This window comes from Paraconexibacter antarcticus (assembly GCF_024220175.1).
Lineage (GTDB): Bacteria > Actinomycetota > Thermoleophilia > Solirubrobacterales > Solirubrobacteraceae > Paraconexibacter > Paraconexibacter antarcticus.
This window is the reverse complement of the sequence record NZ_CP098502.1, coordinates 4,075,866-4,087,960: the sequence shown is the minus strand read 5'-3', so window position 1 is coordinate 4,087,960 and position 12,095 is coordinate 4,075,866. Positions and strand designations below refer to the sequence as shown.

Sequence of the window (12,095 nt, the reverse complement as noted above, 5' to 3'; positions counted from 1 at the left end):
ATCGTTTCATCCGTGTGGTAACGATCGTTTCGGATCTGTTACCGTCGGCGCCATGAGCACGAACGGAGAACCCCGCATCGCCCTCGTCACCGGCGGCGCGAGCGGCATCGGCCTCGCGATCGCGCAGCGCCTCGCCGCCGACGGCAACGAGGTCGCGATCGCCGATCTGTCGATCGACGCGGCCGAGGCCGCGGCCGGCCAGATCGGCGGCGGCGCCATCGCGGTCGAGATGGACGTGGCCGACAGCGAGAGCGTCGCGGCGGGCATCGCCCAGACCGTCGGGCAGCTCGGCCAGGTCGAGATCCTCGTCAACTGCGCCGGCTGGGACGACCTCATGCCGTTCGTGAAGAGCGACGAGGCCCTCTGGGACAAGGTCATCGAGATCAACTACAAGGGCGTCCTGCGCACGAGCCGTGCCGTCCTCCCGAACATGATCGACAAGGGCTTCGGCCGGATCGTCAACATCGGCTCCGACGCCGGCCGTGTCGGCTCGTCGATGGAGGCGGTCTACGCGGGCGCCAAGGGCGGCGTCATCGCGTTCACGAAGACCGTCGCCCGCGAGGCGGCCCGGAAGGGCGTCACCGCGAACGTCGTCTGCCCCGGCCCGACGGACACGCCGATGCTGCGCGCGGTCGTCGACGCGGCCCCCGACGCCGACAAGGTCATCGCCGCGATGACCTCCGGCGTCGCCATGAAGCGCCTCGGCAAGCCCGAGGAGGTCGCGGCCGCCGTCGCGTTCTTCGCCCGCGACGAAGCGGGATTCATCACCGGCCAGACGCTCTCCGTGAGCGGTGGCCTGACGATGGCCTGATCCACCAGACCTGTCCCGTCATGAGCGCGACGAGCGCCCGGAGGGCCTGCCCTCCGTCGACGCCTTCCCAGAATCGAAAGGTAGTGCTGTGAGCATCCTCGACAACCTCACCGACATCACGTACGAGGTCGACAACGGCCTCGCGACGATCACGATCAACCGCCCCGAGCGCTTCAACTCGTTCCGGGCCCGGACGGTCGACGAGATGATCGCGGCCTTCAAGAACGCGTGGGCGAGCGCCGGCGTCGGCGTCGTCTGCCTCACCGGTGCGGGCGATCGCGCCTTCTCCACCGGCGGCGACCAGAAGCAGCGCGCGGAGACCGGCGACTACGGCCCGTCCGAGACCGGCCTCTTCGAGATCGACTCGCTGCACCGCGTGATCCGCGACTGCCCGAAGCCGACGATCGCGGCCGTGAACGGCTTCGCCATCGGCGGTGGCCACGTCCTCCACGTCCTCTGCGACCTGAGCATCGCCGCCGACAACGCGAAGTTCGGCCAGGTCGGCCCGAAGGTCGGCTCGTTCGATGCCGGGTTCGGCTCGGCCTACCTCGCCCGGGTCGTCGGCGAGAAGAAGGCCCGCGAGATCTGGTTCATGCTCAAGCAGTACACCGCCGAGGAGGCGCTCGACATGGGCCTCGTCAACAAGGTCGTCCCGCAGGCCGAGCTCATGACCGAGGTCCGGGCCTGGGCCGACCAGATGCTCGGCCACTCGCCGACCGCGATGAAGGTCCTCAAGCAGTCGCTGAACCAGGACACCGAGCACTTTGCCGCGATGGGCCAGATGGCGTTCTCGCACCTCGCGCTCTTCACGAAGACCGACGAGGCCCAGGAGGGCCTGAAGGCCTTCAACGAGAAGCGCAAGCCCGACTTCGCGCCCTTCCGCGGGGCCTGAGCCGCCCGCCGCCCGCCCGCCGGAGGGGACGCCGTCCATTTCCCCCGAGCGGGATCGGGGGAAGCGGACGTCGTCCCGGCGGTGCTGCGAGCGCCGTCCATTTCCCCCGAGTGGGATCGGGGGAAATGGACGGGCTCACCGCACTGCTGGGTCAGGAGGCGATGTGCAGCACGACCTTGCCGCTGTGCCCGCGCGACTCCATGAGCGCGTGGGCCTCGGCGACCTCCTCGAGGGGGAGGATGCGGTCGACGAGCGGCCGCCAGGCGGGCAGGCGGGCGACGAGGCCGAGGAGCCCCGCGAAGTCGCGCGGGCTGCCCATGGTCGTCCCGAGGATCGTCTGCTGGGCGAAGTAGAAGCGACGCACGTCGACCTCGGTCGTGGCGGTCTGCGTCGCGCCGAAGGTCACGAGGCGGCCGCCGGCGGCGGTGGCCGCGAGCGCCTGCTCCCAGGCGCCGGCGGAGTCGATGACGAGGTCGGCGCCGCGACCGCCGGACAGCGCCCGGATCCGCTCGGGCCACGCGTCCGACGTGTAGAGCGCGCCGTCCTCCGCGCCGAGCGCCTGGGCGAGCTCGAGCTTGTCCTCGCTCGACGTCGTCACGAGGACCCGGGCCCCGGCCGCGTGCGCGAGCGCGATCGCCATCGACGCGACGCCGCCGCCCGCGCCGAGCACGAGGACGGTCTCGCCGGCCCGCAGCTCGCCGCGCACGAACAGCGCACGGAAGGCCGTCAGCCCGGCGAGGGGGAGCGCGGCCGCGTCGGTGAACGACCACCCCGCGGGGAGCGGCAGGACGTTCGCCGCCGGCACGCTGACGCGCTCGGCGTACGTGCCGGGGGTCCGGTCGCCGAGGATCTCCCACTCGGGGCCCGGTGCCCGCTCGTCGTCGCCCCAGAAGAGCGACGGCAGGATGACGACGCGCTCGCCGGTGTCGCTGCGCACGCCCGCGCCGTCGGAGCCGATGACGTGGGGGAGGGGGACGCCGGGGTAGCGACCCTGCCGGACGAGGCAGTCGTGCCAGTTCAGCGCGCACGCCTTGACGTCGACGGTGACCCAGCCCTCCCGGGGCTCGGGGTCGGGGACCTCGCGGGTCGCCAGGACCTCCGGTCCGCCGAACCGCTCAAGCACCACTGCCCGCATGACGGCGAGCCTACTTACGCGGGAGCCCCAGGACGCGCTCGGCGACGATGTTGCGCTGGATGAACGTCGTCCCGCCCGCGATCGAGGTGCCGCGGGCCTGGTAGGAGAGGCGCAGCCAGCGCGGGCACGGCGAGGGGTGGGCGGGGTCGTCGTCATCCGGCTCGAGCTGCCCGGCGAGGCCGTGGCGGGACACCGCGAAGTCGGCCATGTCCTCCAGCAGCGGCGCGGACATGAGCTTGCCGAGCGACGACGTCGGGCCGGGGGTGCCGGCCGCCATGTCGCTGACGGCGCGCAGGCCGTTGAGTCGGTAGACGCTCGTGCGGGCGTAGAGGTCGGCGATCGTGCGACGGACCTGCGGGTCGGCGCCGGTCCCGGACTCGCGCACCTCGGCGATGAGGTCGTCGAGCAGCCGCTGCATGTTCACGCGCCCGGTCGCGAGGACGACGCGCTCGTAGCCGAGGGTCGCCATCGCGATCTTCCAGCCGCCGTCGACCGGGCCGACGACGAGCTCGTCGGGGATGAAGACGTCGTCGAGGAAGACCTCGTTGAACTCGGCCTCGCCGAGGATGTGGCGCAGCGGCCGGACCGTCACGCCCTCCTGGTCCATCGGCAGCAGGAAGTACGTGATGCCGGCGTGGCGCGGGCCGCCTCCGGTGCGGGCGAGGAGGATGCCGTAGCTCGAGACCTGCGCGCGGCTCGTCCAGACCTTCTGGCCGGTGATGCGCCAGCCGCCGCTCTCGTCGTCGCGCTCGGCACGCGCCTCGAGGGCCGCGAGATCGGACCCGGCGGCCGGCTCGGAGAAGAGCTGGCACCAGACCTCCTCGCCCTTGAGGATCGCGGGGAGGAAGCGCTCCTTCTGCGCCTCGGTGCCGAAGTCGATGATCGTCGGGCCGGCGAGGCCCTCGCCGAGGACGTTGAGGCGGTCGGGCGCGCCGGCGCGGTCGTACTCTTGGGCGAAGATGACCTGCTGCATGAGCGAGGCATCCTGTCCGCCGTACGCCTTCGGCCACGCGAGGCCCGCGTAGCCCGCCTCGTGCAGCCGCTTCTGCCACGGCTGCCAGTACGGCAGGCGCTCGGAGATCGTCGCGGGCTCGGGCCCGAGCTCGGCCACGGCCTGGGTCAGCCAGGCCCTCACCTGCTCGCGGTACTGCGCGTCCTCGGCACTGTCGCGAAAATCCATGACCCGTTCCTCCGGCGTCCAGACGCCCCGCGGACCGGGGCGTATAACGATCGTTACCCTAGCGGACACCGACGTCCCGCACCAGCCCGCCGGGCCGGCGGCGGCTCAGGCGACGTCGAGCAGCGGGGCGAGCTCGAGCCCCGCAGTGACCCGGAGGATCGTGCGGGCGACGAGCGCCGGATCGTCAAACATCGGCACGTGGCCGACGCCCTCCATGACGATGAACTCGGCCCCCGGCACGAGCGTGCGGTACGGCTCGCCGTAGCGGTCGAAGGGGATCGTGCGGTCGCAGTCGCCCCACGCGATCCGGACGCGGCAGTCGAGCGGCTCGTCGAGGCCCTGAAAGCCGCCCTCGTGGATGCTCTGGAGGATCTCGTCGAAGCCGATGCACCCCTTGGGGTCGGCCATCATCTGCCGGATCGTGGCGGCCGGCATCCGCTCGCCGTGCTCCATCATCGGCCGCAGGAACGCCTTGCGCAGCGCTCCGGAGTTCAGCGTCCAGCCGATGTACGGGCCGAGCCGGATGCCCTGCCTGGTCGCCTCGCGGATGAGGTGGACGACCCGGTGCAGGTCCTCCTCCTCGGTCCAGGCGCCGGCGGGGGAGAGGGCGACGACGGACAGGGCGCGGCCGCGCCTGCCGAGCTCGAGCGCGAGCCAGCCGCCGAGCGAGTTGCCGACGAGGTGCGCCGCCTCGATGCCCTGCGCGTCGAGCATCCGCTCGACGCCGTCGGTGAGCTCGGCGACCGTCGTGTTCGCGCGGCCGATCGGCGGCCCGCCGTGGTGGTCGGGCAGCGTCGGCGCGTAGACGTCGTGGGCGGCCGTGAGGGCGGGAAGGACCGGGTCCCAGACGTGCCAGGTCCCGGTGAATCCGTGCAGGCAGACGAGCGGCTCGCCCTCGCCGGAACGGTGATGCGGGCTCGGGGCGCCGTTCATCGCACCAACCATCCAGGAGCGCCGACGCGGGGGCGATCCACCTTCGGACGAACCTGCCCCCTCCAACGGGGGCACCCGGGGCCCATCCGGGCGTCGCGGCGCCATCCGGGTCCGCCGGGTCGTGTATAACGATCGTTACCCCCCGTGGCCGTTCCGGGGGCTTGTTCCGACACAGGAGACGTGGTCATGGATTTCGAGCTGACAGAGGACCAGCAGTCGATTCGGGGTGCGGTCGCCGCGCTCGCGTCGCAGTTCGACGACGAATACTGGCTGCACAAGGACACGAACCACGAGTTCCCCACGGAGTTCTACGACGCGTTCGCCCGCGACGGATGGCTCGGCATCTGCGTCCCGGAGGAGCACGGCGGCACCGGCCTCGGCATCACCGAGGCCTCGATCATGCTCGAGGAGATCTCCGCGAGCGGCGGCGGCATGAACGCCGCGAGCTCCCTCCACGGGATGATCTTCGGCATGCACCCGGTCATCAAGCACGGGTCCCCCGAGATGAAGGCGCGCCTGCTGCCGAAGATCGTCTCCGGTGAGATGCACGTCTGCTTCGGCATCACCGAGCCCGACGCCGGCCTCGACACGACCGCCACGAAGACGTTCGCGAGGCTCTCCGAGGACGGCACGCAGTACACGGTCAACGGGCGCAAGGTGTGGATCTCCAAGGCGCTGCACTCCGACAAGGTCCTGCTCCTGACGCGCACGACGAAGGTCGAGGACTGCGCGAAGAAGACGGACGGCATGACGCTCTTCCTCACGGACGTGAAGTCGCCGAACATCGAGATCCGGCCGATCCCGAAGATGGGCCGTGAGGCGGTCGACTCCAACGAGCTCTACATCGACGACCTGAAGATCCCCGCCGAGGACCGCGTCGGCGACGAGGGCCAGGGCTTCAAGTACCTCCTCGACGGCCTGAACCCCGAGCGCATCCTCATCGCCGCCGAGGCCCTGGGGCTGGGCCGCGTCGCGCTGAAGAAGGCCGTCGCCTACGCCAACGAGCGGGTCGTCTTCGGTCGTCCGATCGGCAAGAACCAGGGCATCGCCTTCCCGCTGGCCGACAGCCGCATGCGCCTGGACGCGGCGGAGCTCATCCTCCGCAAGGCCTCGTGGAAGTACGACCAGGGCGTTAACGCCGGCCAGGAGGCGAACGCGGCGAAGTTCCTCTGCAGCGAGGCCGCGACCGAGGCGTGCGACCGCGCGATCCAGACGCACGGCGGCTTCGGCTACGCCCGCGAGTACCACGTGGAGCGCTACTACAAGGAGGCGCGCCTGCTCAAGCTCGCGCCCCTCCCGCAGGAGATGGTCCTGAACTACATGGCCGAGCACGTGCTCGGCCTCCCGAGGAGCTACTAGCCATGCGCGGGCTGACCGGGCGGATCGCCCTCGTGACCGGAGCGGGGGCCGGGGTCGGCGAGGCCGTCGCCCGCCGCCTCGCCGAGGAGGGCGCGCGCGTCGTGCTCGCCGACCGGGACGGCGACGCCGCCGCGCAGGTCGCGGCGACCCTGCCGAACGGGGCCGTCGGCGTCGCCTGCGACGTCGCGTCCCCGGACGACGTCACCGCGGCCGTGGAGGCCGCCGCCGCCCTGGGCGAGGGCACGATCCACATCGTCGTCTGCATCGCGGGCAACTCGCGCCCGGCGATGCTCAAGAACCTCGACGAGGAGACGTTCGCGTCGGTCGTCGACGTCCACCTCGGCGGGACGTACCGCACGGTGCGCAGCGCCCTCGCGCACCTGCCCGACGACGGCACCGGCCGCATCATCACGACGACGAGCGCCGCCGGCCAGAGCGGGACGATCGGCCAGGCGAACTACGCCGCGGCGAAGGCGGGCATCATCGGCTTCACGAAGTCCTGCGCGAAGGAGCTCGCGCGCCGGTCGATCACCGCGAACGCCGTGGCGCCCCTGGCCGCGACCGCGATGACCGAGAAGGTCCGCACGGACGAGAAGCTCGCGAAGCTCACGCTCGCGCGCATCCCGCTCGGGCGCTTCGCCGAGCCGAGCGAGGTCGCCGGGACGTTCGCGTTCCTCGCCTCCGACGACGCGGCGTACATGACGGGGCAGGTCCTCGCCGTCGACGGCGGGACGGTGATCTAGATGCCCCGCGAGCTCCACTCCCCACTGCTCGACGCCTCCCGCGAGGTCGTCGTCGTCGACGCGGTCCGCACCGCGATCGGCCGCTCCCACCCCGAGAAGGGCGCCTTCCGCGACACGCACGCGGCCGACCTCCTCGAGGCCTGCCTCGTCGCGCTCGTCGAGCGCAGCGGCCTGGACCCGTCCGAGGTCGACGACGTCATCACCGGGTGCACCGCGCCGTTCGGCGAGCAGTCGCGCAACATCGCGCGGAGCGCGTGGCTGCAGGCGGGCTACCCGCCGTCGGTCCCCGGCATCCAGATCGATCGCCGCTGCGGGTCGGCGCAGTCGGCCGTCGCCTACGGCACGGCGATGATCGCGTCCGGCACCCACGAGCTCGTCATCGCGAGCGGCGTCGAGCACATGCAGCACGTCCCGATGCCGTCGGTCGCGGAGACGGAGCGGCTCTACGGGAACGCCTGGACCGCGAAGCTCACCGATCGCTACGACGTCAAGGGCCAGGGGTGGAGCGCCGAGGAGATCGCGCTGAGGTGGGACATCTCGCGGACGGAGATGGACCAGCTCGCGGTGACCTCCCACGAGCGCGCGATCCGCGCGACCGAGGAGGGGCGGTTCAAGAACGAGATCGTCCCGATCACGACGCCGCACGGCGTCGTCGACACCGACCAGGGCATGCGCCCCGGCACGTCGCTCGAGACCCTCGCGGGCCTCAAGACGCCGTTCCGCGAGAACGGCCGCGTCACCGCGGGCACCTCCTCGCAGATCTCCGACGGCGCCGCCGCGGTGCTGCTCGCGTCGCGGGCGACCGCCGAGCGCCTCGGCCTCCGGATCCGTGCCCGCATCGTCGACCACGTCACCGTCGGCGTGGACCCCGTCCTCATGCTCACCGGGCCCATCCCGGCGACCCAGAAGCTCCTCGCCCGGACCGGGCTGCAGATCGGCGACATCGACCTCTTCGAGTGCAACGAGGCGTTCGCGTCGGTCGTCCTCGCGTGGGCCCGGGAGCTCGGCCCGGACATGGACCGGGTGAACGTCAACGGCGGCGCGATGGCGATCGGTCACCCCGTCGGCATCACCGGCGCGCGGATGTTCGGCACGATCCTCAACGAGCTCGAGCGCACCGGCGGCGAGCTGGGCCTCGTCACGATGTGCTGCGGCGGCGGTCAGGGCACCGGCTCGATCCTCCAGCGGCTGTAGCCCGCCATGCCCCCGGTCCTCCTCGACCCCGTGGCGCCCGACCTGTCCCCGTGGCTGCGCGCCGGAGACGGGATCGTCGTCGCGCAGGCGGGGGCGGAGCCGACCGCGCTCGTCGAGGCGGCCGGCGCGCACGCGCAGGCGCTCGGCCTGTCGCTCTTCGCGGGCATGAGCTACACGGACGTCTTCCCGCGGCTCGCGGCGGAGGGGGCGCGCGTCGTCTCCTACGGCGCGCTCGGAGGGACCGCGAAGGCGCTGGGCCTCGAGATCGTCCCGTGCAACTACTCGGCGCTCCCGGCGCTGCTCGCGAGTGGCCGCATCGCGTGCGACGTCGTCCTCCTGCAGGTCTCCCCGCCCGGCGCGGACGGACGCTGCAGCCTCGGGCCGAGCGCCGACTACCCGGCCGACGCGCTCGCCCACGCGCGGGTCATCGTCGCCGAGGTCAACGAGCGCTGCCCGCGGACGGCCGGGACGACGGTCGCCTACGACGACCTGCACGCCGTCCTGCCGACGCGCCGCGAGCTCGCCGCGTCCGCCGGCGTGACGCCCGGCCCCGTCGAGCAGCAGATCGCCGCCCACGTCGCCGCCCTCGTCCAGGACGGGGACACGATCCAGCTCGGCGTCGGCGCGCTGCCCGAGGCGATCCTCGGCGCGCTCGCCGGCCACCGCGACCTCGGCGTCCACTCCGGGATGGTGAGCGACGGCGTCCTCGCCCTCATCGACGCGGGCGTCGTCACGAACGCGCGCAAGGCGGGCGCCGACCGCGGCGTGACGGTCACGGGCTCCGCGCTCGGGACGACGGCGATGCTCGACGCCCTCGACGGCCGCACCGACATCGACTTCCGCCCGACGAGCCGGACGCACGGCCTCGCGGGCCTCGCCGCGGCCGGGCGCCTGGCGACGATCAACAGCGCCCTCCAGGTCGACCTCGACGGGAACGCCGGCAGCGAGGGCATCTCCGGGCGCCGCCTCGGCTGCATCGGCGGCCAGGGGGACTTCCTCCGCGCCGCCGTCGCGAGCGGCGGCTCCGCCATCGTCACCCTGCGCGCGGACCGCATCGTCGAGCGCCTCGACGGCCCGGTGAGCGTCGCGCGCAGCGACGTGGACTGGGTCGTCACCGAGCACGGCGCGCGCTCGCTCCGCGGCCTCACCGACGCCGGGCGCCGCGCCGCGATGCGCGAGCTCGCCGGAGGACGTCTCGGATGACCGCCCCCAGCCCACCACGGCAGCGAACTCCACCGCCGCGGTGGGTCCCGCCGCCATACGCCCCCTCTGCCACCCACCCGGAGGTCCCCGCATGTCCGACGTAACCGCCCCACCCTGGGAGGGCATCGGCCTCGCGCTGCCCTGCGTCGACGCGTTCGGCACGGGGACCCCCGTCCTCGAGGTCGCGCGGCTCGCCGAGGACGCGGGCCTCGATCACGTCTGGGTCCCGGACCACCTCATCTTCCACCGGCCGATCCTCGAGTCGGTGACGACGCTCGCCGCCGTGGCGGGCGCGACGCAGCGCGTGGGGCTCGGCTTCGCGATCCTCAACGCCGTCCTGCGCGACGTCACCCAGCTCGCGAAGCAGCTCTCGTCGCTCGCGGTGCTCGCCCCCGACCGGCTCCTGCTCGGCGTCGGCCTCGGCGGCGAGATCGAGGCCGAGTTCGTCGCCGCGGGCGTCGACAAGAAGACACGCGGGCGGCGGCTCGACGAGACGCTCGAGCTCCTGCGACCGCTGCTCCTCGGCGAGGCCGTGAGCCACGCCGGCCTGCAGACCGTCGAGTGCCCCGGCCTCGCGCCGGTCCCGGCGACCGTCCCGCCGGTCATCGTCGGCGGGCGCTCCGGTGCCGCCCTGACGCGCGCCGCCCGCATCGGCGACGCCTGGATGCCGATGTGGATGGACCCCGCCCAGGTCGCCGAGCACCTCACGAGCCTCCGCGAACAGGCGGACGGCTTCGGCCGGCCCGCGCCCGGGGCGTGCCTCGTCGGCTTCTTCAACATCACGGACGACGAGGAGCTCGGCCACGAGCAGGCCGGGACGCTCATCAAGCAGCAGTACGCGATGCCCTACGAGAAGGTCCGCCGGTGGACGCTCGTCGGCAGCGTCGCGCAGGTCGCCGAGCAGATCCAGGCCTACCGCGACGCGGGCGTCCAGGGCTTCAGCCTCGCGACCGCCCATCCGGACCCGCGGACCCAGGTCGAGCCCCTCGCCGCGGTGCGCGCCGCGCTCGCCTGACCCCTGGGGTGGAAAGACCCCGCCCCAACGGGTCACACGCCCTGGCTATCGGCGGGCGGGCGCGGATAGGTTCGGAAGGTCCGCCGTGGCGTGCGTCCGCGGCGCCGAGTCCACGAACCAGGAGAGCGTCACATGAGCAGCACCGAGACCTTGATCGAAAGCAACGAGCTGTTCATCGGAGGGGAGTGGGTCGCGCCGGCGGGCTCGGACCGCATCGAGGTCTTCTCCGCGAGCACCGAGGAGCCGATCGGCTCCGTCCCGGACGGGTCGAACGGCGACATCGACGCCGCGGTGAAGGCCGCCCGCGCCGCGCTGGAGGATTCGCAGGGCTGGTCGTCCTGGAGCAAGGAGCAGCGCGCCGACGCGATGGAGCGCCTCGCCGACGCGATCGACAAGCGCGCGCCCGAGATCGCCCGTCGCGTCTCGATGCAGAACGGCATGCCGATCGCGATCGCCACGCAGCTCGAGGGCGCGTTCCCGCAGCTGCTCCTCCGGTACTACGCCGGGCTCGCGCGCTCGGTCTCGACCGAGGAGGTCCGCGACGGCCTGCTCGGCGGCAAGATCCTCGTCCAGAAGAAGCCGGTCGGCGTCGTCGGCGCGATCGTGCCGTGGAACTTCCCGCAGGCGCTCGCCGCCTTCAAGCTCGCCCCGCTGCTGGCCGCGGGCTGCGTCGTCGTCATGAAGCCGAGCCCCGAGACGGTCCTCGACAGCCTCGAGCTCGCCGAGGCCGTCACCGAGGCCGGGATCCCCGCCGGCGTCATCAACATCGTCCCCGGTGGCCGCGAGGTCGGCGCCTACCTCGTCGAGCACCCCGGCGTCGACAAGGTCGCCTTCACCGGCTCCACTCCGGCCGGCCGCAAGATCGCCGCGCGCTGCGGCGAGCTGCTGCGCCCCGTCACCCTCGAGCTCGGCGGCAAGTCCGCCGCGATCATCCTCGACGACGCCGACGTGGCCGGCTCCGTCGAGCAGCTCTTCGGCGCGACGCTCCTGAACAACGGCCAGACGTGTTACCTCGGCACGCGCGTCCTCGCGCCCCGGGCGCGGTACGACGAGGTCCTCGCGGTCTTCGGCGGCCTCGCCGGCGCGCTGAACGTCGGCGACGCCCTGGACCCGGAGACCCAGATCGGCCCGATGGCGTCCAAGCGCCAGCAGGAGCGCGTCGAGGGGTACATCGCCAAGGGCAAGTCCGAGGGCGCGCGCGTCGTCGCCGGCGGCGAGAAGTCCGAGCAGGAGAAGGGCTGGTTCGTGCAGCCGACGATCTTCGGCGACGTCGACCAGAACTCGACGATCGCCCAGGAGGAGATCTTCGGGCCGGTCCTCTCGGTCATCCCGTACGACACCGAGGCCGAGGCGCTGGCGATCGCCAACAACTCGGAGTTCGGGCTCGGCGGGTCGATCTGGACCGGTGACAAGGAGCGCGGCGAGGCGCTCGCCCGCCGCGTGCAGACCGGCTCGATCGGCCTGAACCACTACATGCCCGACCCCGCCGCCCCGTTCGGCGGCGTCAAGCAGAGCGGCCTCGGCCGCGAGCTCGGGCCCGAGGGCCTCGAGGCGTACTTCGCGCTGCAGTCGATCTACCTCGAGGCGGGTCCGACGGCGACCGCCGCTCCGTAGCCGCCGGTCGGCTGTC

11 protein-coding genes are annotated in these 12,095 nt (G+C 72.6%); 8 read left to right on the top strand and 3 right to left on the bottom strand.

Annotation, left to right across the window (positions count from 1 at the left end; translation table 11 throughout):
* Positions 1-52 precede the first annotated feature (52 nt).
* Entirely contained in the window at positions 53-811 is a 759-nt protein-coding gene (locus NBH00_RS19980) for an SDR family NAD(P)-dependent oxidoreductase (RefSeq protein ID WP_254570335.1), read from the top strand.
* A gap of 88 nt (positions 812-899) precedes the next feature.
* Positions 900-1,703 (top strand): enoyl-CoA hydratase-related protein, encoded by an 804-nt coding sequence (locus tag NBH00_RS19975; protein WP_254570334.1) that lies wholly within the window; start codon positions 900-902, stop codon positions 1,701-1,703.
* A gap of 151 nt (positions 1,704-1,854) precedes the next feature.
* Here NBH00_RS19975 and NBH00_RS19970 read toward each other — a convergent pair whose 3' ends face one another.
* The 3 genes from NBH00_RS19970 to NBH00_RS19960 form a co-directional block, all read right to left on the bottom strand.
* Positions 1,855-2,838 (bottom strand): zinc-binding dehydrogenase, encoded by a 984-nt coding sequence (locus tag NBH00_RS19970; protein ID WP_254570333.1) that lies wholly within the window; start codon positions 2,836-2,838, stop codon positions 1,855-1,857.
* A gap of 10 nt (positions 2,839-2,848) precedes the next feature.
* Complete coding sequence (locus NBH00_RS19965; protein WP_254570332.1) at positions 2,849-4,018, bottom strand: acyl-CoA dehydrogenase family protein; 1,170 nt, start codon at positions 4,016-4,018, stop codon at positions 2,849-2,851.
* Between the two features lie 105 nt (positions 4,019-4,123).
* Positions 4,124-4,951, bottom strand: coding sequence for an alpha/beta fold hydrolase (locus tag NBH00_RS19960; protein WP_254570331.1), 828 nt, complete (start codon positions 4,949-4,951; stop codon positions 4,124-4,126).
* A gap of 186 nt (positions 4,952-5,137) precedes the next feature.
* On the opposite strand from NBH00_RS19960, the gene NBH00_RS19955 reads away from it, so the two are divergent.
* From NBH00_RS19955 to NBH00_RS19930, 6 genes are all read left to right on the top strand, one after another.
* Positions 5,138-6,310: an acyl-CoA dehydrogenase family protein gene (locus NBH00_RS19955; RefSeq protein WP_254570330.1), complete on the top strand. Its 1,173-nt coding sequence runs from the start codon at positions 5,138-5,140 to the stop codon at positions 6,308-6,310.
* Between the two features lie 2 nt (positions 6,311-6,312).
* Positions 6,313-7,053 carry an SDR family NAD(P)-dependent oxidoreductase gene (locus tag NBH00_RS19950; protein ID WP_254570329.1) on the top strand — a complete coding sequence of 247 codons (741 nt, stop codon included), beginning with the start codon at positions 6,313-6,315 and terminating at the stop codon, positions 7,051-7,053.
* Positions 7,054-8,247 (top strand): thiolase family protein, encoded by a 1,194-nt coding sequence (locus NBH00_RS19945; protein ID WP_254570328.1) that lies wholly within the window; start codon positions 7,054-7,056, stop codon positions 8,245-8,247.
* A gap of 6 nt (positions 8,248-8,253) precedes the next feature.
* Positions 8,254-9,450: an acetyl-CoA hydrolase/transferase family protein gene (locus NBH00_RS19940; RefSeq protein WP_254570327.1), complete on the top strand. Its 1,197-nt coding sequence runs from the start codon at positions 8,254-8,256 to the stop codon at positions 9,448-9,450.
* A gap of 91 nt (positions 9,451-9,541) precedes the next feature.
* Positions 9,542-10,465, top strand: a complete 924-nt coding sequence (locus NBH00_RS19935) for an LLM class flavin-dependent oxidoreductase (RefSeq protein WP_254570326.1) — start codon at positions 9,542-9,544, stop codon at positions 10,463-10,465.
* Positions 10,466-10,597: 132 nt separating this feature from the next.
* Entirely contained in the window at positions 10,598-12,079 is a 1,482-nt protein-coding gene (locus NBH00_RS19930) for an aldehyde dehydrogenase (RefSeq protein ID WP_254570325.1), read from the top strand.
* Positions 12,080-12,095 lie beyond the last annotated feature (16 nt).